Annotated in this window: 23 protein-coding genes; 15 read left to right on the plus strand and 8 right to left on the minus strand. The window is 65.9% G+C overall.

Going from position 1 to position 22,545, the window contains the following annotated elements:
* Positions 1-251: 251 nt before the first annotated feature.
* From ACSQ3N_RS11365 to ACSQ3N_RS11375, 3 genes are all read left to right on the plus strand, one after another.
* Positions 252-1,352, plus strand: a complete 1,101-nt coding sequence (locus ACSQ3N_RS11365) for a DUF6817 domain-containing protein (protein ID WP_436146298.1) — start codon at positions 252-254, stop codon at positions 1,350-1,352.
* Between the two features lie 187 nt (positions 1,353-1,539).
* On the plus strand, positions 1,540-2,337 hold the full coding sequence (locus tag ACSQ3N_RS11370; RefSeq protein ID WP_056168414.1) for a MetQ/NlpA family ABC transporter substrate-binding protein: 798 nt from the start codon (positions 1,540-1,542) through the stop codon (positions 2,335-2,337).
* Between the two features lie 235 nt (positions 2,338-2,572).
* Positions 2,573-3,124, plus strand: a complete 552-nt coding sequence (locus ACSQ3N_RS11375) for an NADPH-dependent FMN reductase (protein WP_056168416.1) — start codon at positions 2,573-2,575, stop codon at positions 3,122-3,124.
* 220 nt (positions 3,125-3,344) lie between these two features.
* Here ACSQ3N_RS11375 and ACSQ3N_RS11380 read toward each other — a convergent pair whose 3' ends face one another.
* Positions 3,345-3,989, minus strand: coding sequence for an FMN-dependent NADH-azoreductase (locus ACSQ3N_RS11380; protein ID WP_056168422.1), 645 nt, complete (start codon positions 3,987-3,989; stop codon positions 3,345-3,347).
* 144 nt (positions 3,990-4,133) lie between these two features.
* Between ACSQ3N_RS11380 and ACSQ3N_RS11385 the strand changes: the two genes are divergently transcribed.
* The 3 genes from ACSQ3N_RS11385 to ACSQ3N_RS11395 all read left to right on the plus strand — a co-directional run bounded on the left by ACSQ3N_RS11385 (position 4,134) and on the right by ACSQ3N_RS11395 (position 6,646).
* Positions 4,134-5,081 carry a LysR family transcriptional regulator gene (locus ACSQ3N_RS11385; protein WP_436146299.1) on the plus strand — a complete coding sequence of 316 codons (948 nt, stop codon included), beginning with the start codon at positions 4,134-4,136 and terminating at the stop codon, positions 5,079-5,081.
* An 11-nt stretch (positions 5,082-5,092) separates the two neighbouring features.
* Positions 5,093-5,674: a GNAT family N-acetyltransferase gene (locus ACSQ3N_RS11390; RefSeq protein WP_436146300.1), complete on the plus strand. Its 582-nt coding sequence runs from the start codon at positions 5,093-5,095 to the stop codon at positions 5,672-5,674.
* 102 nt (positions 5,675-5,776) lie between these two features.
* Positions 5,777-6,646: an HDOD domain-containing protein gene (locus ACSQ3N_RS11395; protein ID WP_436146301.1), complete on the plus strand. Its 870-nt coding sequence runs from the start codon at positions 5,777-5,779 to the stop codon at positions 6,644-6,646.
* 7 nt (positions 6,647-6,653) lie between these two features.
* On the opposite strand, the gene ACSQ3N_RS11400 is transcribed toward ACSQ3N_RS11395, so the two are convergent.
* The 3 genes from ACSQ3N_RS11400 to ACSQ3N_RS11410 are packed head-to-tail and all read right to left on the minus strand — an operon-like array spanning position 6,654 to position 9,566.
* Complete coding sequence (locus ACSQ3N_RS11400; protein WP_436146302.1) at positions 6,654-7,955, minus strand: ankyrin repeat domain-containing protein; 1,302 nt, start codon at positions 7,953-7,955, stop codon at positions 6,654-6,656.
* Complete coding sequence (locus tag ACSQ3N_RS11405) at positions 7,952-8,566, minus strand: sigma-70 family RNA polymerase sigma factor (RefSeq protein WP_436146303.1); 615 nt, start codon at positions 8,564-8,566, stop codon at positions 7,952-7,954. Before ACSQ3N_RS11405 ends, ACSQ3N_RS11400 begins: the two co-directional genes overlap by 4 nt.
* A 58-nt stretch (positions 8,567-8,624) precedes the next feature.
* Positions 8,625-9,566 carry a hypothetical protein gene (locus ACSQ3N_RS11410; protein WP_436146304.1) on the minus strand — a complete coding sequence of 314 codons (942 nt, stop codon included), beginning with the start codon at positions 9,564-9,566 and terminating at the stop codon, positions 8,625-8,627.
* A 193-nt stretch (positions 9,567-9,759) separates the two neighbouring features.
* Between ACSQ3N_RS11410 and ACSQ3N_RS11415 the strand changes: the two genes are divergently transcribed.
* The 8 genes from ACSQ3N_RS11415 to ACSQ3N_RS11450 all read left to right on the plus strand — a co-directional run bounded on the left by ACSQ3N_RS11415 (position 9,760) and on the right by ACSQ3N_RS11450 (position 16,799).
* Positions 9,760-10,488, plus strand: a complete 729-nt coding sequence (locus ACSQ3N_RS11415) for an AAA family ATPase (protein WP_436146305.1) — start codon at positions 9,760-9,762, stop codon at positions 10,486-10,488.
* 119 nt (positions 10,489-10,607) lie between these two features.
* Positions 10,608-11,249 (plus strand): peroxiredoxin, encoded by a 642-nt coding sequence (locus tag ACSQ3N_RS11420; RefSeq protein ID WP_436146306.1) that lies wholly within the window; start codon positions 10,608-10,610, stop codon positions 11,247-11,249.
* 80 nt (positions 11,250-11,329) lie between these two features.
* A complete protein-coding gene (locus ACSQ3N_RS11425) occupies positions 11,330-11,923 on the plus strand; it encodes an RBBP9/YdeN family alpha/beta hydrolase (protein ID WP_436146307.1) in 594 nt (197 codons plus the stop codon).
* A gap of 242 nt (positions 11,924-12,165) precedes the next feature.
* Entirely contained in the window at positions 12,166-13,170 is a 1,005-nt protein-coding gene (locus tag ACSQ3N_RS11430; RefSeq protein WP_056168445.1) for a sulfate ABC transporter substrate-binding protein, read from the plus strand.
* 31 nt (positions 13,171-13,201) lie between these two features.
* Positions 13,202-14,071 (plus strand): sulfate ABC transporter permease subunit CysT, encoded by an 870-nt coding sequence (gene cysT / locus ACSQ3N_RS11435; protein WP_056168448.1) that lies wholly within the window; start codon positions 13,202-13,204, stop codon positions 14,069-14,071.
* Positions 14,068-14,982, plus strand: coding sequence for a sulfate ABC transporter permease subunit CysW (gene cysW, locus ACSQ3N_RS11440; RefSeq protein ID WP_436146308.1), 915 nt, complete (start codon positions 14,068-14,070; stop codon positions 14,980-14,982). The genes cysT and cysW overlap by 4 nt, the downstream gene beginning before the upstream one ends.
* Positions 14,983-14,994: 12 nt before the next feature.
* Positions 14,995-16,119, plus strand: coding sequence for a sulfate/molybdate ABC transporter ATP-binding protein (locus ACSQ3N_RS11445; RefSeq protein ID WP_056412545.1), 1,125 nt, complete (start codon positions 14,995-14,997; stop codon positions 16,117-16,119).
* Positions 16,120-16,268: 149 nt separating this feature from the next.
* Entirely contained in the window at positions 16,269-16,799 is a 531-nt protein-coding gene (locus ACSQ3N_RS11450) for a disulfide bond formation protein B (protein WP_436146309.1), read from the plus strand.
* Positions 16,800-16,874: 75 nt separating this feature from the next.
* On the opposite strand, the gene ACSQ3N_RS11455 is transcribed toward ACSQ3N_RS11450, so the two are convergent.
* Genes ACSQ3N_RS11455 through trhO form a run of 3 tightly spaced genes read right to left on the minus strand, consistent with a single transcriptional unit; the run spans position 16,875 to position 19,525 of the window.
* Positions 16,875-17,813: a DUF4259 domain-containing protein gene (locus tag ACSQ3N_RS11455; protein ID WP_436146310.1), complete on the minus strand. Its 939-nt coding sequence runs from the start codon at positions 17,811-17,813 to the stop codon at positions 16,875-16,877.
* Between the two features lie 15 nt (positions 17,814-17,828).
* The gene (locus ACSQ3N_RS11460) at positions 17,829-18,518 is read right to left on the minus strand and encodes a glutathione S-transferase (protein ID WP_436146311.1); all 690 of its coding nucleotides are present in this window, start codon (positions 18,516-18,518) and stop codon (positions 17,829-17,831) included.
* Positions 18,515-19,525 (minus strand): oxygen-dependent tRNA uridine(34) hydroxylase TrhO, encoded by a 1,011-nt coding sequence (trhO, locus tag ACSQ3N_RS11465; protein WP_436147946.1) that lies wholly within the window; start codon positions 19,523-19,525, stop codon positions 18,515-18,517. Before trhO ends, ACSQ3N_RS11460 begins: the two co-directional genes overlap by 4 nt.
* Before the next feature lie 123 nt (positions 19,526-19,648).
* Between trhO and ACSQ3N_RS11470 the strand changes: the two genes are divergently transcribed.
* Positions 19,649-21,280 (plus strand): HD-GYP domain-containing protein, encoded by a 1,632-nt coding sequence (locus ACSQ3N_RS11470; protein WP_436146312.1) that lies wholly within the window; start codon positions 19,649-19,651, stop codon positions 21,278-21,280.
* Between the two features lie 182 nt (positions 21,281-21,462).
* Here the strand turns inward: ACSQ3N_RS11470 and ACSQ3N_RS11475 are convergent, their stop codons facing one another.
* Entirely contained in the window at positions 21,463-22,341 is an 879-nt protein-coding gene (locus tag ACSQ3N_RS11475) for a LysR family transcriptional regulator (RefSeq protein ID WP_436146313.1), read from the minus strand.
* Between the last annotated feature and the right edge of the window lie 204 nt (positions 22,342-22,545).

Genomic DNA, 22,545 nt, shown 5'->3' on the forward strand with positions numbered 1-22,545 from the left:
ATGGAAATTAAATCCATAAAACTGGATGCGGCGGATTTCCACGCTGATGGATTCATCACTCGACGCGCGACGGTGTCGCCGTCGAATCGGGGGTGCTCCTGTTTTGATAGCTGCTTGCGCTTGACAGGCAAGCGGTAGAGCCACTTTTTGCTCATAAGTGCGCTGCAAAATGCTTTGGCACGGTGCACGCCGCCACTCCTGATACTGTGTGTGCGTTGTATTCGCCATAAAAATCCCAGGAGACAAGACACATGAACCTGCCTTTGCAACCGCTGGACGCCGACCTGTTCACCCGTGCGCAGCATCTGCTGGACGATGAATGGCTGACCCGCGACCCCGACCTGGCGCCCGTCCTGCCCACCGTGCTCGCGCGCAACGTGGGCCAGGATTGGCACAAGGCGGGCACCTTCCGGCATCACCTGGTCGGCGTGGCGCGGTCGCTCACGGTATGGCAGCAGCCGCGCGATGTGCGGCTGCTGGGCCTGTTGCACAGCGTGTACGGCAATGCCTTCGTGGACCTGGTGAAGTTCGACCCCGCCAAGGAACGGGCCCGCGTGCGCGAGATCGCGGGTGAGTCGGCCGAGCACCTGGTGTATCTGTTCTGCACGCAGTCGCGCACGCAGTTCGTGCAAAAGGTGCTGGCCGGTGCGCTGGAGGGCGACGGCAGTCTGGTGCTGGAGCAGGACGCGGGCAAAGGCGGCGGGCGCCACGTGCTCACGCCCTACGAGGTGGCGGTGTTCATCATCGTGAGCATGGCCGACACCATCGAGCAGTGGTTCAGCTGGCAGGACGACATCTTCTCGCGCTTTCCGTCGGTGCAGCACCGTCCGCAACCGGTGCACTGGGCGGCCTCGCTGTGGCCCGGCCCGATGCGGCCCACTGGGCGCATGGTCTCGCAGATCAATGGCCTCGCGCTCGCACTGCAGCACCCGGGTCTGAAGGGCCTGCTGCCCACGCCGCCCGTGTTCGCCCACTGCACCCAGCCCCTGGCCGCAGCGGACGAGGCGGCGGCCACATCGCTGTACTGGTCGGTCATCCAGCAGGACCAGCCGCTCGTGGACCTGGACGTCGCCACCGGCGTGCTGGAAAGCGCCGTGCGCCACAACCCGTGGGTGGGCGAGCCGCAGATGGTGCTCGCGCAGCTGTACCTGTCGGCTGGGCGCCAGGACGATGCGCGGGTGGCCGCCACCAGCGCGCTGCAACTCTTCAGCGCCTGGGGCAATTCGTGGGACAAGCGTGTGCAGTGGGACGCCTGGGTGGCGTGGACGCGCATCCTGCTGCAAGGCGCCACCGTGGACGGCACCTGGCCCGAGCGGCTGGACAAGCTGAACAACGTGGCGCTCAGAGCTTAGGTAGCCTTCAGCTTGCCTCAGGCCGGGGCGACGCCGACATCCTTGGGTTGAACCAGTGCCCGTGCGGATCTGTGCATGTGCGGCTTTGTTATGCCCATGGGTTCTAAGAAAATAAGAACCTATTTGTTCCAGTTTTATTGGGTAAACCCTAATATGCGAAACATCTCTTAACGAAAAGGTATCCCTCGTGAACAAGCGCTCGCTGCTGCAAACCACTCTCGCCCTGGCCCTGGCCGCAGGTTTCTCTACCGGCGTGATGGCGCAAGACAAGCCGCTGAAGATCGGCGTGACGGGCGGCCCCCACGCCCAGATCTTCGAGCAGGTCAAGAAGATCGCCGAGAAGGACGGCCTCAAGATCCAGATCGTCGAATTCAGCGACTACGTGCAGCCCAACGCCGCGCTGGCCGCTGGCGACCTGGACGCCAACAGCTACCAGCACAAGCCCTACCTGGATGCCCAGGTCAAGGACCGCGGCTACAAGCTGGTGCCCGTGGGCTACACGGTCAATTTCCCCATCGGCCTGTACTCCAAGAAGGTCAAGAAGCTCGAAGACCTGAAGGAAGGCGCCAAGTTCGGCATCCCCAACGACCCCACCAACGGTGGCCGCGTGCTGCTGGTGCTGCAGGACAAGGGCCTGATCAAGCTGCGTGACGGCGCGGACCTCAAGGCCACGCCGCTGGACGTGGTGAGCAACCCCAAGAAGCTCAAGTTTGTCGAACTCGACGCGGCCCAACTGCCCCGCTCGCTCGATGACCTGGACGCTTCGGCCATCAACACCAACTTCGCGCTGTCCGCAGGCCTGAACCCCGGCAAGGACGCCATCGCGCAAGAAAACGCCAAGAGCCCCTACGTCAACCTGATCGCCGTGCGCGAAGCTGACAAGGACAAGCCCTGGGTGGCCAAGCTGGTCAAGGCCTACCAGTCGGAAGAGGTGAAGAAGTTCATCCAGACCGAGTTCAAGGGATCGGTGCTGCCGGGCTTCTGATGGCCCCCAGAACCGGTGCCGGCATGAACGCCGACATTGTTTCGATATGAAAATGGCTGCCACCGCTTGGTATAAAAGCGCTGGCAGCTATTTTTTGATAGCAAAGTGCCGCAGTGCGCTTGCGTGGGGCAGGGCCGCCGCAGCCGGTGCGCTTGATACCCCCAGGTGCACCCCCTAGGATGTGTGGTCCCCCGTTTGCAAACCACCGGCATCGATCACCAAGGAGAGTACCCCCATGGCCCAGCTCAACATCGCCGTCATCGTCGGCAGCCTGCGCAAGGATTCTTTCAACCGCCAACTGGCCACTGCGCTCGCCCGCCTGGCGCCGCAGGACGTGAAGTTCACCCAACTGCGCATCGACGACCTGCCGCTGTACAACCAGGACGACGACGGCCAGCAGGCCGCCTCGGTGCTGCGCTTGAAGGGCGAGGTCCAGGCCGCGCACGGCGTTCTGTTCGTGACACCGGAATACAACCGGTCCGTGCCCGGCGTGCTCAAGAACGCCATCGACCACGCCTCGCGTCCGTACGGCCAGAGCGCATGGGCCGGCAAGCCGGCGGGAGTGATCGGTGCGTCGGTCGGCGCCATCGGCACTGCGATGTCGCAGCAGCACCTGCGCAACGTGCTGGCCTACCTGGACATGCCCACGCTCGGCCAGCCCGAAGGTTTTATCCACGCCAAGGAGGGTTTGTTCGATGCCGACGGCAACGTGGGCGAGGCCAGCCGCAAGTTCCTGCAAGGCTGGGTGGACAAGTACGTGGCCTGGGTGCGCCAGCACCAGGCGTAATGCCGGCGACGGGCTGAAGCCCGCCACCCTGCGAAGCGGTTGCCCGGATGGCCAGGGTGGCCAGCCGCTTTTCAAAGGGCGCAAGGTGTGCGCCCGGAGTCCGCCAAGGCACGGGCAAAAATGCACGAGCCCCGCGACGCGGGGCTCGTGCACTTGTCTTGATCAGCCGCTGCATTCACCGCGGCATCCACCACGGCATACCCTGCAGGGCGCGACAGCGTCAGGCCGCTTGCGTAACGCTGGCCTGGTTGGCGGCTGCCGCCGTGTGCGCCTGCACATCACGGTCAGCGTTGACCAGGGCTGCAGCCTTGGCGTCAGGCCCCATGGCCACACCTTCAGCGCGCACAAAGCGCACGTCGGTGATGCCGAAGAAGCCGAACACCACCTTCAGGTAGCTCTCCTGGTGTTCCATGGCCTGGCCACCTTCGCTGGTGGAGTACACGCCGCCGCGGCTCGATGCCACGATCACGGTCTTGCCGCCGGCCAGGCCCACAGGCCCCTTGTCGGTGTACTTGAAGGTGCGGCCGGCCTGGGCGAGGCGGTCGATCCAGGCCTTGAGCTGGCTGGGGATCGAGAAGTTGTACAGCGGCGCACCGATCACGACCACGTCAGCGGCCAGGAACTGGCTCACCAGCGCTTCGGACAGCGCGTTTTCCTGGCGCTCCACGTCGGTGGCAGCGGCCTGGCCGGTGCGAAAACCCATCGACTGGGCCGACAGGTGCGAAGGCGCCTGGGCGGCCAGGTCCAGATATTGCACGGTGGTGCCGGGGTGTGCAGCCTTCCAGGCAGCCACGGTGCGGGCGGTCAGCTCGCGGGAGACGGATTGTTCGCCGGTGATGGCCGAGTCGATGTGAAGCAGTTGCATGAAAGAACTCCTTGGAGTGTGTTGGATATGTGTTCGGTAGGTGCCACGGCGTGTGGCCATGGGATGAATTGTGGGCACTCATCAAAATGTTGATAAGGTAGTGAACTTGCGATAGATTGTTCTATCAGTGGAACGATGTACTTTATGCAAGACCTCAACGACATGCTGTATTTCGCTGAAGTGGTGGAGCGCGGGGGCTTTGCAGCCGCCGGCCGCGCCCTCGGCATTCCCAAGTCCCGCCTGTCGCGGCGCGTGTCGGACCTGGAAACCCACCTGGGCGTGCGCCTGCTGCAGCGCACCACCCGCAAGCTGTCGCTGACGGAGGTCGGTGAGGCCTACCTGCGCCATTGCCAGGCCATGCGCGAGTCGGCGCAGGCGGCGGCAGACACCGTTGCCCAGGTGCAGACGGCACCGCGCGGCACCATCCGCGTGAGCTGCCCCGTGACCCTGGCGCAGACCGTGCTGGCCGAGCTGATGCCCAAGTTCCTGGCCACCTACCCGGAGGTGCGCGTGGAGATCATGGTGAGCAACCGCGCCGTGAATCTGGTGGAGGAGGGCGTCGACGTGGCGCTGCGCGTGCGGCCTTCGGTGGAGGACAGCGGCAGCATGGTGGTCAAGCGGCTGGACCACGCCACGCAGATCCTGGTGGCCAGCCCCGAGCAACTCATCCGCCAGGGCACCCCCGAAACGCTGGAAGACCTGGCGCGCCTGGACAGCATCGCCATGTCGGCGCCCGACGGGCGCTCCACCTGGAACCTGATCGGCCCCGGCGGCGTGCACCAGGTGGTGCACCACGCGCCGCGCTATGTGGCCGACGACCTGCTCACGCTCAAGATCGCGGCCATGGCCGGCACCGGCATCTGCTGGATGCCGGACTACATGTGCTACGACGAGATCCGTGCCCGCCGCCTGGTGCGCGTGCTGCCCGACTGGGCACCGCTGCCCGCCATCGTGCACGCCGTCTTCCCGTCGCGCCGCGGCCTGTCGCCCGCGGTGCGCCGGTTTCTGGACTACCTGGGCGAGGCGATGCCGGGCCGCAGCAGCCAAGTCACCCGGCAGGCGATGGACGGTGTGGACGGCTCCAACATCTGAGTGGTGCGGAGGTGATCCTGGAAACGGCAAGGCTCGGCGCGGTGGACTGTGCGGGCATCTCGGTCCGCCAGGCCTGCGGCAGTGACGCCGCATCGCTCATCGCCATCATGGACGACGCCACGCGGTACAAAGTCGAGCGCGGGGACCTGGCCTGGGGGCCGCACGGCGACTCCGCCCGCCGCGTGGTGCGCGCCATCGAGCGTGGCGAGATGCATGTGGTGAGCTACGCTGGCCAGGACATCGGCACGGCGTGCATCCAGTGGGACGACGAGCTCTACTGGGGCACACAACCGCCCGTGGCGGGCTACCTGCACGGCTTGGCCATCAACAACGGATTTCATGGCGCGGGCATCGGCAGCTGGGTGATGGACTGGGCGCAACGCCATGTGTCGGCGCAAGGCAGGGGCTGGCTGCGGCTGGACTGCGCGGCAGGCAATCCCGGCCTGTGCCACTATTACGAGCGGTGTGGTTTCGTGCGGGTGGGCGAGCAGGTTTTTGCCAACGGCCATGTGGCAGCGCTGTACCAGCGCGCGGCAGACCGGGCGATGTACCAGCAGCCATTGACCCCCTACCTCGGCCGAGCGTCCACCTGACGCAGAGGTTTGTACCGGCGCCCCATTTTTGGCGCCACAATGCAACCAATTGAAACTGAGTGGGACGCCGCGCACAACCGTGCGCGCTGCCCGGTACGCGCCTTGACTTCAGCCCACCCCATCGACCAGCACATCCGGCAGGTGCGCATGCACCCGTCCGTGCGGGCCATCGTGATTCCTCCGTGCCCGGAGTCGCTCCTGCGGCTGCAGGCCATCATGGCCGAGCCGGAGATCGACGCCGATGCGCTCGACCAGTTGGCATCGTCCGACGTGGCCATGGCGGCGGCGTTGATCCGCCTTGCCAACAGCCCGCTGCACGCGCTGGCGCAGCCGGTGCAGACTGTGGGCATGGCGCTCACGGTGCTGGGCTTGCACCCGTCGGTGGAGCTGCTGTCGGCCTTCATCACCCGCAACGCGCTGCTGGTGCGCTCGCCGCTGCTGGACCATTTCTGGGAAAGCTCGCAGCGCCGCGCCATTGCCTGCGAGCACATCGGCCGCCAGCTCTACAGCTTCGACCCCGGCCTGGGCTACAGCTTCGGGCTGTTCTGCCATGTGGGCATGCCGGTGCTGGTGAAGGCGGTGCGCGGCTACGGCTCCACGGTGACCGAAGCACTGGCCCGCAGGGACCGCACCTTCACCCAGACCGAAAACGCCAACCACCGCACCGACCACGCGGTGATGGGCGCCATCGTGGCCCGCACCTGGCATCTGCCCGGCGACGTGGCGCAGGCCATTTGGCTGCACCACGACTTTGCGTGCTTGGGCGACGAGCGCTTCAACCCCACGGTGCGCCACCTGGTGGCCCTGGGGCTGCTGGCCGAGTACCTGGTCAACCACCACGACAACTTGCCGCCCACCCGCGAATGGCAGGACCACGGCCAGGCCTGCATGGATCACCTGGCCGTGCCGCCAGAAGAGCTGGACCACTGGATCGACGAGCTGCACCCAGCCTTCGAGGCCGTGCGGTTCTAGGAGCCTGTCAGGGCCCCGCGTCGATCAGGTCTGCGATGCGCACGTGGCCCAGGCGCCGTGCTTGCTGCGCGGCAGTCAGTCCTTCCTGGTCTGCCAGTGCGCGATTGGCACCCAGGGCCATGATCCGCTGAACGGTGTCCGCCTGGCCGTTGGCAGCGGCCAGCATCAGTGCCGTTTTGCCCGTGTCGTCGCGGGCGTCGATGGGCGCGCCTTGCTGCACCAGTTGCTCCACGCGCTGGGTGCGGCCCTCACGCGCTGCCTGGCGCAACGCCTGCGCCACCGCATCGCGGGGTTCGCCAGCAGTGCTGGGTTTTGCTGCAGCGGCACCGGCCGCAACGCCCCCGCTGGCCGCATTGCTGTTTTGCAGGCTACGGGCTGGAGGCGCTGCGGGGGATGCCTGGGCGGCAGGCGCCTGGGCGGGCGCAGGCGCGTTTGCGGGTGCAGGTGCCTCGGCAGATCGCGCCGCATCCCTGGCGGCAGGCATGCGTTGCGCGGTGGCCCGCTCGCGCAACGCTTCAGGCGCGGCGGATGGGTTGGGCAGACCTGCAGGCGGCGACGGTGATGGTTGCGGCGACTGCACGGGCGCGGGTGCTGGCGCAGGCGCGGTCTGTGGTGCCACAGCGCCATCGGTCACCAGCGGAGCGGGCGCGGGCTGCCGGGGTGCTGCTGCCTTGCTGCCTTGCTCTCGCCGGGCGGACTCGGCCTTGGCGGCCGCAGGGGCAGGGGCCGACTTGGCCAGCGGCCTCATGGGTGTCTCTGCCGGGGCAGCCCGTTCTTGTGCTGCGCGTTGGGCCGCACGTCTTTGCTGGTCCGCAGTGCTGTCTTGCGTTGCCTGGGAGGGCGCTGCCGCGGGCGGTGGGGGCGCCGGGACAGCATTGGCATCCGCCGCCGCAGAAGGCGCGGTGGGTGGTGCGGTGGGTGGTGCAGTGGTTGGTGCTGCAGGTTCAGGCGCCGGCAACTCCGCGGGGGGCGTTGCGGCCACCTGGCGCTCGCCGAATGCCACTTCGCGTTCTTCAGGCGTTCCGCGCTGGAACTGCAGCAGCAGCAAACCGGTCAGGCCCATCACCGCCACCGTGGCCAGGGCCGACAGCTTCCAGTACGACTGGTTCGCGGCGGCGCGCCCCGGTGCGGCTGTGTTCGGCGACGGCGCTGCAGCGGCAGACGCGGAGCCTGATCCTAAGGCCGCAGCCGCCAGCATCTGGGCATGCGCACGCACGGCATCGCGGACCTGCGCGCCGGGGCGGGCATCGTCCTGGGCGCTGGCTTGGCGGTACCGCTCGGTCAGCTCGTCGTGGTCCGGCGCGCTCATGCAAACTCCTGCAGATGCTGGCGAAGGCTGGCCCGCGCATAGCGCAGGCGGCTCTTGGCCGTTTCAAATGTGACACCGGTGGCTTGTGCAATCTCCTGCACGCTCAGGTCGCCTTCGGCCTGCAGCAAAAAGGCCTCGCGCTGCTCGAAGGGCAGCTGCTCCACCGCAGCGATCAGGGCGGCGGCCTGCTCGCGGGACTGCAGCTGGCGCACGGGTCCGAAGCCGGAGTCGGCGGCCAGCGTGTCCGCCAGGCTGCGCTCCGTGTCGTCGTTGGCATCGAGGCTCAGGTGCTGCCGGGCGGTTCGGAGATGGTCCACCAGCCGGTTGTGCGCCAGGGTGAACAGCCAGGTGCGGAACCGGGCGGTGGCCTGGTAGCCGCCCGCACTGCGCGCCACGGCAAACCAGACATCCTGCAGCAGGTCGTCAGCCACCGCCTGGACCTTGACGCTGCGATAGACGAACCGCCACACCGCCAGCTCGTGCCGGCCGTACAGCGTGTCGAAGGCACCCATGTCTCCGGCGGCAAAACGCTGCATCAGCGTTTCGTCGGCATCATCAGCGTTGTCGGAGGAGGGGGCGGTCGGCACCCGCGCATTATGCGAGGCGCCCATTCACCGTCGGCGCGTCGCGTGGCAGGCCGGCATGCACCGGCTGCGGCCTGCGGGCCGTTCAATTCGGGTCGGGCACATACGACACGTTGTCCGACTGCGGGAACGCGCGGGGCGACGGTGCGCGCGCAGGCTGCTCGCGGATCACGCCGCTGGCCACTAGGTTGGCGCGGCTGTCGTAGCGGATGCTGATCACCTCGTTGGGCTGGTCCTGCAGGCGCGTGAAGGTGGTGTGCGACACGACCGAGGTCTCGCGCTGGCCATGGGCGGTGCCCAGCCGGGGCGAGGGCGCCGGCATTGACTTGGCCACGCTGTTGGCGGACCGCTCCGACAGCGCTGATGGCGCAGCGGCAGAGGAGTCCGCTTCAGCGGCCGGTGCAGGCGCCGCTGACGCTGCCGCTGCAGGCGATGCGGGTGGCGGGGGCAGGGCACCGGCAGATGGCATGCTGCGCTGCAGCTCGGCGCTGTCGCGTGCCTCGCGCCGCTGGCGGTAGGGCTCGGGCGTGATGGACGGCACGGCTACAGGCTGCTGCTCGCGGAACAGCGCCACCCCGATCACGCCCACGTTGGCTGGACGGCCCGTGCGGCCGGCATAGGAGTTGGCGATGCTGGAAAATTCGAACGCTGCCACCTCGCTGCTGCTCTTGCGCCAGCCGGTGATCTGGTAGCGCTCGTATGGCGAGAACACATACCCGCGCTGGTCCCAGGCTGCGGTCTCGCCGCTGAGCACGTTCACACCGTCCACCGACGGCACGGCCAGCAAGCGCTCCCCGCTGCGGTTGTGCACCGTGACGGCATAGCGTGCCCCCGGCCGGCCCGCCACCCAGTACTCGCCCTTGGCGTAATGCACCGGCAGCGTGGCGCCGGTGTCGCGGTCTACGATGGTGATGTCGGCCAGGCGGCCGACGGCATGCGCCGGCGCGCTGGCCAGCGTCAGCACGGCCGTCAGGGCCGCGACTGCGGCGTGGGTGATTGCGGGGAGGGGGAATGCACCGGTTGTCATGGCAGCTCCATCAGAGTGGTTGTTGGTGCTGGGTGAAACGAACGGGGCGGGCGAATGGGGTTAAGCGGCGCTGAAAAATTTGAAAATTTTTCCAAAGTTCAGGATGCACGGCCTGCCTGTGCCTGTGCGTGTGCCTGGGCGGCGAGGCCATGGAGCCGCCGCGGCCGGTCATGGCGCCCGTTAGCATGGCGCGATGCTGTCTGCCAAACCCTACCTCCAGAGCGCCTTCATCCGCCCGGATGCAGCTATCGACTACGACACCTACCCCTACAACATACCCGCCATCCGCGAGTTGGGCCGGCTGGAGTTTCACCCGGACGTGACGTTCTTCGTGGGTGAAAACGGTTCTGGAAAGTCGACGCTGCTGGAAGGCATTGCCCTCGCCCTCGGCTACAGCCCCGAGGGCGGCACCCGCAACTTTCAGCTGGCCACCGCGGGGTCCGAGTCATCCCTGCATGAGGTGCTTCGGCTGGCACGCAGCTACCGCGCGCCGAAGGATGGCTACTTTCTGCGGGCCGAGAGCTTCTTCAACGTCGCTACCTACATGGACGAGGTGGGTTACCTGGAGTCCTACGGCGGAAAGTCGCTGCATGCCCGCTCGCACGGCGAGGCGTTCATGGCGCTGCTCACCCACAAATTCCAGGGCAAGGGCCTGTACCTGCTGGACGAACCTGAATCCGCGCTGTCGCCCAATCGGCAGCTGGCTGCGCTGGCGGCCATCCACCGGTTGGTCGAGGACAAGTCGCAGTTCATCATCGCCACGCACTCGCCCATCCTGCTGTCTTACCCTAACGCCAAGATCATCCAGTTCCACGGCGGCGGCTTGTCCGAAGTCGCGTTCGAAGACACCGAGCACTATGTGGTGACACACGACTTTTTGAACAACTATCCGGATCGGCTTCAGCGCCTGCTCGAGGGGTGAGCGCCCCGAAGTGAATCAGCCTATAGACCTTTTGGAGATTAAGTAAGAGCTATATATTCGTTTGGGTTTTAAAGGCCGGCTCGCAGAATGACCCATCAGACATTCAAGGAGCAAGTTCCATGGCCACCCTGCGACTCGGCGATACCGCCCCCGACTTCACCCAGGAATCCACTGCCGGCACCATCCATTTTCACGAATGGGCGGGTGATTCGTGGGTCGTGCTGTTCTCGCACCCCGCCGACTTCACGCCCGTTTGCACCACCGAGCTGGGCAAGACGGCCGCGCTGGGCGGCGAATTCGCCAAGCGCCGCGTTTTGCCCATCGCCGTGAGCGTGGACCCCGTCGATTCGCACAACCGCTGGGTGGGCGACATCAACGAGACGCAGAACACCACGGTGAACTTCCCCATCCTGGCCGATGCGGACAAGAAGGTGGCAGACCTCTACGACATGATCCACCCCAACGCATCGACCACGGTCACGGTGCGCAGCGTGTTCATCATCGACCCCAAGAAGGTCATCCGCACGACCTTCACCTACCCCGCCAGCACGGGGCGCAATTTCGACGAGATCCTGCGCGTGATTGACTCGCTGCAGCTGACCGACAGCCACAAGGTGGCCACGCCCGCCAACTGGAAGGACGGCGACGACGTGATCATCGTGCCCAGCCTGCAGGACCCGGCCGAGATCGCGCAGCGCTTCCCCAAGGGCTTCAAGGCCGTGCGCCCCTACCTGCGCATCACGCCCCAGCCCAACAAGTAAGCGCGGCAGAAAAGGAAGACAAAAACCACAACAACAGGGCAGGGCCGCTGCGCAACGCAGTGGCTGGCCCCCTGATCTTCGTGACCACCACCTCCATCATCATCGTTCCCGGCTGGCGTGACTCCGGTCCCGGCCACTGGCAGAGCCTGTGGGCCGAGCGCCTGCCGCATGCCAGCCGCGTGGTGCAGGACGACTGGATCACACCGACCCGCGCGGCCTGGGTGGGCCAGCTTGAAAAAACCGTGCTCGCCGCGCCCCACCCGGTGGTGATCGTGGCGCACAGCCTGGGCTGCATTGCGACGAGCCACATCAGCCCCGAGGTGGCAGCCCGCGTATGCGGCGCCTTGCTGGTGGCCCCGGCCGACCCGGAGCGCCGCGCGGTGCTCAGCGACTTCGCGCCGGTGCCGTATGCCGCACTGCCGTACCGCAGCATCGTGGTGGCCAGCAGCAACGACCCGTACTGCCCCATCCGCCTGGCGGGCGCCTATGCGCGGGCCTGGGGCAGCGAGTTCGTGCGCATGCAGAACGCGGGGCACATCAACATCGAATCCGGCCATGGCGAATGGCCTTTGGGATGGGCGTTGCTCCAGTCGCTGGAGGGTGAACCCGCCCTCCGGGCCCAGGCCGCCCAGCCGGCCCCGCAGCAGGCGCAGGCGTCTTCGGCCGCGCTGTAGACTGCAGGCTATCAATTTTGTAGCTGCTGGCGCTTGTCCTGCAAGCGCTAGAGGGGTCTTTGGCTGTGAGCGCAGTCCTGGCGCCCGACACGCATCAGCGGCGGATTTCGTCCACCGCCCGGCCATAGAAAATCTATATGCCAATAGCTGATTATTTAACAAGAATATATTCTTTTGAGTTTTAAGCCGTTGATCCACACAATGGCGCATCTCCAGTACCAGCACCTTCGGGCGAAGCGACCATGACCTCTTTAAAACTCAAGACTCTCCTGGCCTCCCTGGCCCTGGCCGCCAGCGGCATGGCCGCAGCGCAGAACTCACTGCTCAATGTGTCGTATGACGTGGCGCGGGAGTTCTACAAGGACTACAACGCCGCCTTCACTGCCCACTACAAGAAGACCACCGGCCAGGACATCAAGATCGACCAGTCGCACGCCGGCTCCAGCGCCCAGGCGCGCGCCGTGAACGACGGCCTGGCGGCCGACGTGGTCACCATGAACACGACCACCGACGTGCAGTTCCTGGCCGACAACGGCGTGGTGGCCAAGGACTGGACCAAGAAGTTTCCGCACGACGCATCGCCCACCACCTCGACCATGCTGTTCCTGGTGCGCAACGGCAACCCCAAGGGCATCAAGGACTGGGAAGACCTCATCAAGCCCGGCGTGCAAGTCATCGTGGTGAACCCCAAGACCGGCGGCAACGGCCGCTATGCCTACCTGGCCGCCTGGGGCGCCATCCGCGAAAAGGGCGGCACCGAAGCGCAGGCCGCTGAATTCGTGAGCAAGCTCTACAAGAACGTGCCCGTGCTGGCCAAGGGCGGGCGCGATGCCACCGCCACCTTCCTGCAGCGCAACCAGGGCGATGTGCTGATCACGTTCGAGTCCGAAGTGGTCTCCATCGACCGCGAGTTCGGTGCTGGCAAGGTCGATGCGATCTACCCGTCGGTGAGCGTGGTGGCCGAAAACCCCGTGGCCGTGGTGGAGCGCACCGTGGCCAAGAAGGGCACGGCCCAGCTGGCCAAGGCGTACCTGGACTACCTGTACTCTGACGAAGCCCAGGAAATCGCCGCCAAGCACGCCATCCGCCCGCGTTCGGAAGCCGTGCTCAAGAAGTACGCCGACACCTTCAAGCCGCTCAAGCAGTTCACGGTGGCCAAGTACTTCGGCTCGCTGACCGAAGCGCAGAAGGTGCACTTCAACGACGGCGGCCAGTTCGACAAGATCTACACGCCCGGCGCCAAGTAAGCCAGCGCGCTTCGTCTCTACCTCCTCACTTATGACCACCGCAACTGCAGTGGCCGCAGCCCCGGCCGGACGGCGCGCGCCCAAACGCGTGCTGCCCGGCTTTGGGCTGACCCTGGGCTACACGCTTTTCTATCTGAGCATCATCGTGCTGATCCCGTTGTCGGCACTGATCTTCAAGACCTTCACCCTGACCTGGGAGCAATTCTGGGCCGCCATCAGCGCGCCGCGCGTGATGGCTTCGTACCGCCTTACCTTCGGCGCCTCGTTCCTGGCGGCACTGGTCAACCTGGTGTTCGGCCTGCTGATCGCCTGGGTGCTGGTGCGCTACAAGTTTCCGGGCAAGAAGATTGTGGACGCGCTGGTGGACCTGCCGTTTGCGCTGCCCACCGCCGTGGCCGGCATCTCGCTGACCGCCTTGCTGGCCGGCAATGGCTGGGTCGGCAGCATCCTGGAGCCCATGGGCATCCAGCTGGCGTTCAAGCCCGCGGGCATCGTGATCGCGCTGATCTTCATCGGCCTGCCGTTCGTGGTGCGCACCGTGCAGCCCGTGCTGGAAGACGCTGAAAAGGAACTGGAAGAAGCCGCCACCTGCCTCGGGGCCACGCGCCTGCAAACCTTCACCAAGGTCATCCTGCCTTCCATCACCCCCGCGCTGCTCACCGGCTTTGCCATGGCATTCGCAAGGGCGGTGGGGGAGTACGGCTCGGTGATCTTCATCGCCGGCAACATGCCCATGGTGTCTGAAATCACGCCGCTCATCATCATCGGCAAGCTCGAACAGTACGACTACGCCGGCGCCACCGCCGTGGCCGTGGTCATGCTCGTGATCTCGTTCATCCTGCTGTTGGTCATCAACGCACTACAGGCCTGGCAGCGACGCCACGCGGGAGCTCCAGCATGAGCGGCAACAACTCCCGCACCATCCGCCGCGCACAGGCGGGCACGACCGAAGCGCCCTGGGTCCGCTACACGCTGATCACCATCGCGCTGATCTTCATGCTGCTGTTCCTGGTGCTGCCGCTGGCCGCCGTGTTCGCAGAGGCTTTGCGCAAAGGCTTTGGCGCCTATCTTGAAGGCCTGCGCGAGCCCGACGCCTGGGCGGCCATCAAGCTCACGCTGATCACCGCCGCCATCGCGGTGCCGCTGAACCTGGTGTTCGGCGTAGCGGCCGCCTGGTGCATTGCCAAGTACGAGTTCAAGGGCAAGGCCTTCCTGACCACGCTGGTGGACCTGCCGTTTTCCGTCTCTCCCGTGGTGGCCGGCCTGATCTACGTGCTGATGTTCGGCGCGCAGGGCTGGTTCGGCCCCTGGCTGCAGGCGCATGACATCAAGATCATCTTTGCGGTGCCGGGCATCGTGCTGGCCACGGTGTTCGTGACCTTCCCGTTCATCGCGCGCGAACTGATCCCGCTGATGCAGGCGCAGGGCAACGACGAGGAGCAGGCCGCCATCGTGCTGGGCGCCACCGGCTGGCAGACCTTCTGGTACGTGACGCTGCCCAACATCAAGTGGGGCCTGCTGTACGGCGTGATCCTGTGCAACGCACGGGCCATGGGCGAGTTCGGCGCGGTGTCCGTCGTGTCGGGCCACATCCGTGGGCAGACCAACACCATTCCCCTGCACGTCGAAATTCTCTACAACGAGTACCAGTCCGTGGCCGCGTTCGCCGCTGCATCGCTGCTGGCCTTGCTGGCCCTGGTCACGCTGGTCATCAAGACCATTGCCGAACACCGCAACGAGCAGGCACAAAAGGCTGCTGCCCAATTGCCCCCCGAGCGCCCCGCACCGGCTGTTGTTACTGCCGCGCGCTGAAGGAAGAAGAATATGAGCATTGAAATCCGTAACGTGAGCAAGCAGTTCGGCGACTTCCACGCACTGCGCGATGTCAGCCTGGACATCGCCTCCGGCGAACTCATCGCGCTGCTCGGCCCCTCGGGCTGCGGCAAGACCACGCTGTTGCGCATCATCGCGGGCCTGGAGACGGCCGATGTCGGGACCATCCACTTCAGCGGCGAAGACACCACCGACGTGCACGTGCGCGAGCGCAACGTGGGCTTCGTGTTCCAGCACTACGCGCTGTTCCGCCACATGACCGTGTTCGAGAACGTGGCCTTCGGCCTGCGCGTGAAGCCCCGCGGCGAGCGCCCGAGCGAAGCGCAGATCAAGCAGAAGGTGACCGACCTGCTCAAGCTCGTGCAGCTCGACTGGCTGGCCGACCGCTACCCTTCGCAGCTGTCCGGCGGCCAGCGCCAGCGCATCGCGCTGGCCCGCGCGCTGGCGGTGGAGCCCAAGGTGCTGCTGCTCGACGAGCCCTTCGGCGCTTTGGACGCCAAGGTGCGCAAGGAACTGCGCCGCTGGCTGCGCCGCTTGCACGACGAGCTGCACGTGACCAGCATCTTCGTGACCCACGACCAGGAAGAGGCCCTGGAGGTGGCCGATCGCGTGGTCGTGATCAACCAGGGCCGCATCGAGCAAAGCGGCTCGCCCCAGCAGGTGTGGGACCAGCCCGCGAGCCCCTTCGTCTACGGCTTCCTGGGCGACGTGAACCTGTTCCATGGCCGCGCCCACGAAGGGCTGGTGCACCTGGACGGCATGCAGATCGACTCGCCCGAACACCAGACCGCGCAGAACGCCAAGGCCTTTGCCTATGTGCGGCCGCACGACCTGGATGTGCAGCGCTACTCGCCCGGCGCCGGGCTCGACGCCGAAGGCCGCCCGCGCGGCATCGTGGCGCAGCTGAGCCGCGCCATCGTGGTGGGCCCCATCGCGCGGCTGGAACTTATTCCTTCCGACGATCACAAACCAGCGGACAATGCGTCCCCGGACCACTTGATCGAAGCGCAGATCCCTGCGCAGCAGTTCAAGGAGATGGGTTTCAAAGAGGGTGAAACGCTGGTGGTGACACCGCGCCGCGCCCGGGTTTTTCTGGACCACGCCGCGGGGATCTGATTCCCCCCTGAGTCGCCTTCGGCGCCATCCCCCTGTGGGGGACGCACCCGGTGGACTGGCGGAGCCAGATCCACGGGTGCACTGGCGCGGACCGTGCCCGTTTCACCGGCGGCACCGTTTGCAACGGCTTATTGGATGAGGGATAAAAAATGAATTGGTTGACCGCGAACCCGCGCCGTGTGCTGGCACTGATCAGCGCTGCCTGCGTGGCCATGCTGGCTTTTGGCATGTACCTGCAGCATGTGGTGGGCCTGGAGCCTTGCCCCATGTGCATCGTTCAGCGCTACGCACTGATCGGCGTTGCCATCTTCACCGGCCTGGCCGCCGCGCGCGACTCGCGCGGCTGGTGGATGTCGATGGCGGGCATCGCCGTCATCGCCTCCGGCTTCGGCGCCTTCGTGGCAGCCCGCCAGAGCTGGCTGCAGTGGTACCCGCCCGAAGTCGCCACCTGCGGCCGCGACTTCTACGGCATGATCGAAAACTACCCCATCAGCCGCGCCATCCCCATGATCTTCCGCGGCTCGGGCGACTGTGCTGCCATCGACTGGACCTTCCTGGGTGGATCGATTGCCAACTGGTCGTTCGTCTGCTTCGTGGGCTTTGCGGTGGTGCTGCTGGCGTTGCTGGTGCGCGCTCTGAGGGGCGGCAGCCATAAAGGTTCGGGGTATTCGATAGCGTGACGCCACCAGGTGTTGGACATACAGAAAAGGCGCTCATTGAGCGCCTTTGCTTTGGGTACAACTTGCTGATTGTTCTCAAGTCAGATTGGATTGTTCGCGTAGCCGGCGGACATCAATATTTCCGTAGACCGCGTCAAGTCCATCGATGAAGTAGCGACTGACGGCATTGGTGAATGTGGCCCCTGAAAAATAGCTTTCGAACCCATACATCGCTTCATCTTTTTCAGTCGCAAGCCGAATGACGGTCCTGTCGAAGTCACGAAGTACAAGCCCATCATTGGTGTTGACGATATGGAATGGCTTGTGAAATTCTCGTGCTTCTGCATGCCCACACCACACCCAGTTGCCCCGCATAAACTCGTCACCCGTGCTTTTGCCTTCGAATATGGATTGAGCAAGGCGTATCGAATCAGGATCAACGCGATACGAATCACCGGAACAATTCAGGATGCAGATGTGCATAGCGGGTTCAGGTTCAAGTACCTGTCCAATCAGCGATTTGCCTGAATGCGTCAAAACCTCGAACAGATCCCCTCGTTCAAGCAATTTCCGGCCTGTCTTCTTATGTGCTTCGGATGACTGCCGCCTTTTGAGGCGTGCTGGCTTTTCCGTGAGGCGCGTCCTGAGGTCTTGGACTGCGGCGGACCATTCAGCGAGCTCCCCGCTTTCCAGCCAAAGGTCTCGAAGTTCGGAGGGTTCGATTTCTATTCTGTCGAGCACAAGAAGCGCTGTCTCCAATAACGCTTTGCTTGGCACCAGATTCATCGACTTTACCCACCTATCGACCGACTCCGAATAAGCGTCGATTGAGCCGGGCCGCCCGAGCAGGCTGGCAACGACCTCGCTTGCCGCGATAGCTTCACCCGCAGTTGTCGCATCCAGTGGCCGAAGGCCAACGTCCATGACATTTTGGAGGGTGATCTCGACAATCTTCAAACTTGAAGATTTTTCGAGATGGCTGACCCAATCAAGAGCAGCATCGTTTCCAAATGATTGATGGGACCACGCACCCATTTAAAACCTTTCTCATCAGTTGCAGATCGCAGTAGCGGTGATCCCCAGTGATCCACTGCTTGGAAACACCAACCCCTGCGTCCCATCCACCCACGCCGGCAGTTTGTCCATTACGCGGGCCAGCAGCGGCGCCGCCTGCCAGTGTGCCAGCCAGGCCTGCAGATGGGGCCAGGGCTGGGCGTCCCACCACGGTGCATCGATCGCCGCGAACTGGCGCACGAACGGGCTGATGGCCATGTCGGCCAGCGCCGCATGGGTGCCGAACAGGTGGGGCTGGGTGGACAGGCGCGCGTCCAGCAGGCCCAGCCAGGCAGTGGCTTTGGCACGCTCGGTGTCGATGTCGGTGTCCGGGTAGCGGCTGGGGTACTTGCAACGGTCCAGCGCGTGTTTGAACGGGCCATCGCATTCGGCAATCAGCGCCAGCATGTCCTGCAGATTGCCATCGCTCGGCGCCAGCCAGTCGCAGGGGTCGTGCCGCTGCAGGGCCCACAGCATGATGTCCAGGCTCTGGTCCAGCACCTGCCCGTCCGCCAGCACCAGCACGGGCACGGTCGCTTTGGGCGAGGCCTGCAGCAGGCCCTGGGGCTTGCTGCGCAACACCACCTCGCGCAATTCGCAGACCTGGCCGCTGACGGCCAGCGCCAGCCGTGCGCGCATGGCATACGGGCAGCGGCGAAAGGAGTAGAGAACGGGCAGGGCGCTCAAGCGGAGCCGTCCTCGCCTGTCACCCCACCTGTCGCCTCATCCGTGACGATGCGCCGCGCCGGGTTGCCCGGCTGGCGTGCGCCCAGGTGGGCTTCGCCGCGTTGGTCTGCCAGGTCCATCTGGCGTTGACGCTCGGCCAAGGCACGTTCCTGCTCTGGCGTTCGGGTGCCGTGGCAATAGGGGCAACTTACGCCGCGCACATAGTATGGCGACGCAAGCTCGGCCTCGCCCAGCGGCATGCGGCAGGACCGGCACAGCTGGTGGTGGCCGCGCACCAGGCCGTGGCCCACCGACACGCGCTCGTCGAACACGAAGCAGTCGCCCTGCCAGCGGCTGGCGTCCTCGGGCACGGTTTCCAGATATTTGAGGATGCCGCCTTCGAGGTGGAACACCTCCTCGAACCCCTGCGACTTGAGCAGCGCGGTGGACTTCTCGCAGCGGATGCCGCCGGTGCAGAACATGGCCACGCGCGGCTTGCCGGCCAGCACGCCGCCCGGTTGCGACTGCGCGGCCACCCAGGCCGGAAACTCCGCAAAGCTGCTGGTGTGCGGGTTGACGGCACCCTGGAAGGTGCCGATGCCCACTTCGTAGTCGTTGCGCGTGTCGACCACCACCACGCCGGGGTCGTCGATGAGCGCGTTCCAGTCCTCGGGCCTCACATAGGTGCCCGCGTTGCGCGCCGGGTTCAGGCTCGGCACGCCCAGGGTGACGATCTCGCGCTTGAGCCGCACGCGCATGCGGTAGAACGGCAGGCGCTCCGCATACGCCTCCTTGTGCTGCAGGGCGGCGAACCGCGGGTCGCTGCGCAGCCAGGCCAGCACGGCGTACACGCCCTGCGGTTCGCCCGCGATGGTGCCGTTGATGCCCTCGGGCGCCAGCAGCAGCATGCCGCGCACGCCGTGTGTGTCGCACAGGGACTGCAAGGGCTCGCGCAGGTCTGCAAAGTCCGGCAGGTCGACGAACTGGTAGAGGGCGGCGGTGAGAAAGCGGGGTGTGACCGAGTCCACAAAAATAGCGGGAGGGATGAGAAAAGGGAGGGGCAGGGGGCTGATGATAGCGGTCACTTTTCGTTACGATGTGCGTTGGGGCGCGCACGGCACGCTCTCACCACCGCGGGACGCAGGGCTTTTATGGGCAAGGAATCCACAGTCAACCTCTTTCGCCGGCTGGAGCAGCTCAACGGCATCGGCGCCGCGCTGTCGCGTGAGCGGGACATCGACCGGCTGCTGGAGAACATCCTGGAGGCCGCCAAGGCCATCACCGGCGCCGATGGCGGCACGCTCTACAGCGTGACGGACGACGGCACGGCGCTCAAGTTCGAGATCCTGCGCACGGATTCGCTCGGCATCCGCCTGGGCGGCACCACGGGCAAGCCCATCGACTTTCCGCACCTGCCGCTGCGCCACGCCGACGGCTCGCCCAATGATTCGCTGGTGGCCGCGCACGCCGCCATCCACGACCGCACGGTGAACATTGCCGATGCGTATGCCGCGGCGGGGTTCGACTTCTCGGGCACGCGGGCGTTCGATGCGCGCACCGGCTACCGCTCGCGCTCGTTCCTGACCGTGCCGATGAAGAACCACGACCATGAGCTCATCGGCGTGCTGCAGCTCATCAACCCGCACGACCCGGACACCGGCGACGTCACCACGTTCTCGGAGGCCGACCAGAGCCTGGCGGAGTCGCTGGCATCGCAGGCTGCCATCGCGCTCACGAACCGGCTGCTCATCACACAGCTGGAGCGGCTGTTCGAGTCGTTCGTGAACCTCATCAACCTGGCCATCGACGAAAAGTCCCCCTACACCGGCGGCCACTGCCAGCGCGTGCCGGCGCTCACCATGATGCTGGCCGAAGCCGTGAACGCCACGCAGAGCGGCCCGCTGGCCGGCTTCAGCATGAGCGACCGCGACCGGTACGAGCTCAAGATGGCCGGCCTGCTGCACGACTGCGGCAAGATCACCACCCCCGTGCACGTGGTGGACAAGGCCACCAAGCTGCAGACCCTATACGACCGCATCGGCGTGGTGGACACCCGCTTCGAGGTGCTCAAGCGCGATGCCGAGCTGGCCGCGCTGCGCCGCCAGCTGGCGCTGCGCCCGGTGGTGGACGCGCGCGCCGAGGGCCAGGAGCTGCTGGGCCTGCAGCACGAGATCCAGGCGCTGGAAGAAGACCGCGACTTCCTGCGCCGCTGCAACACCGGCAGCGAAGCCATGCGGGCCGAAGACCAGCAGCGCGTGCGCGACATCGCCGCCCTGCGGCACTGGCGCAACCCGCAGGGCGTGCAGACCAGCTTTCTGACCGCCGAAGAGGTGGAGAACCTCACCATCCGCTCGGGCACCCTGAACCAGGCCGAGCGCGACACCATCAACTACCACATCGTCGCCACCATCAAGATGCTGGAGACGCTGCCCTGGCCCCGGCACCTCAAGAACGTGCCCGAGTACGCAGGCGGCCACCACGAGCGCATGGACGGCAAGGGCTACCCCCGAGGCCTCACGCGCGAGCAGATGTCGCTGCAGGCCCGCATGATGGGCATCGCCGATATCTTCGAGGCACTGACCGCGGCCGACAGGCCGTACAAAAGCGGCATGACGCTGTCGCAGGCGCTGGCGATCATGTGCCGCATGCGGGACAACGGGCACATCGACCCGGACCTGTTCGAGGTATTCGTGCGCGAAGGGGTGTACCTGCGCTACGGCCAGGAATTTCTCGACGCCGGGCAGGTGGATGGGGTGGACATCGCGGCGCTGGGGTTTGCGTAGCGCCGGCTTGGCCGCCTGACCCCGTCCGTGGACCGTGGAACGAACGCCTGCGCCACCCTGCCAATGCCGCTGCACGTCTGAACGCCCCCGCGCCTCGGGCTTGTCTCCACCTCTGGCAAGGGAGCATTTGCTATATTTTTAATAGCTATTGGCGACCGTCCAGAGAGCGGTAGCTGCCTTTTTTATTCCAATTCATCGATCTCGCTGCGCGCCTGGGCCATCAACCAGTCGCAGAAGGCCGCCATGGCGCCGGTGGCCGGGCGTGACTGCAGCCGCGTGATCCAGTAAGAGCCGCGCTGCAGCTCCTGCGGGAACGGCCGCACCAGCCGCCCCTGGCGCAGCTCGCGCGTGAACATGCGCACCGGCAGCAGTGCCATGCCGGCGCCCTGCGCAGCGGCTTCAGCCAGCGTGAGCGATGAGTCGAACACGGCGCCGCGCACCACCGGGCAGGGTGCGCCCGCCGCCTCGAACCAGGCCGCCCACTCGTCGGCGCGGTAGCTGCGCAGCAGCGGCTGGCGCGCCAGGTCGGCAGCGGTGCGCAGGCCGTGGGCCAGGGCCGGGGTGCACATCACCGACATCGGCGCGTCCATGATGCGTTCGGCGTGCGTGCCATGCCACGCGCCGTCGCCGAACCGGATCGCAAAGTCCAGCCCTTCGCCGGCCATGTCCACCCGGTTGTTGTGGGTGAGCAGGCGCAGGTCCACGAACGGGCACGCCGCCTGAAAGTCGCGCAGCCGGGGCAGCAGCCAGCCGACGGCGAACGTGCCCACGGCGCCCACGGTCAGCACCTCGCGCGGGCGGGTGTCGCCCAGCTTCTCCAGCGCCCGCGCCAGGTTGGCGAACGACTCCACCACCACGGGCAGCAGCGCCTGGCCCTCGTCCGTCAGCGCCAGGCCGCGCGGCAGGCGGCGAAACAGCGGCTTGCCCAGGCGGTCTTCGAGCTTGCGGATGTGCTGGCTCACCGCGGTCTGGGTGACGTGCAGTTCCTCGGCCGCGCGCGTGAGGTTCAGGTGGCGCGCCGAGGCTTCGAAGGCGCGCAGGGCGTTCAGTGGCAGGTGCATTGCGAAGGCTGAGAGCGGATCACACAACTCGGCGCAGCGGGTCGGGCCAGGCGATGCGATGCGGACAGTGCGGTAGTACTGGGACCCGGGCGCCGCAGTGACGCCGAAAGCGTTGTGTGTGCCGCTCCAAGTTTTTGTTGGGGCTGGCGGCAATTATTGTCGATGGTGCTGCGGGCCCGGAGTCCTTATCGTTCAGGCCTTGTT

It is taken from the genome of Acidovorax sp. LjRoot194 (assembly GCF_964253015.1).
Taxonomy (GTDB): domain Bacteria; phylum Pseudomonadota; class Gammaproteobacteria; order Burkholderiales; family Burkholderiaceae_C; genus Acidovorax.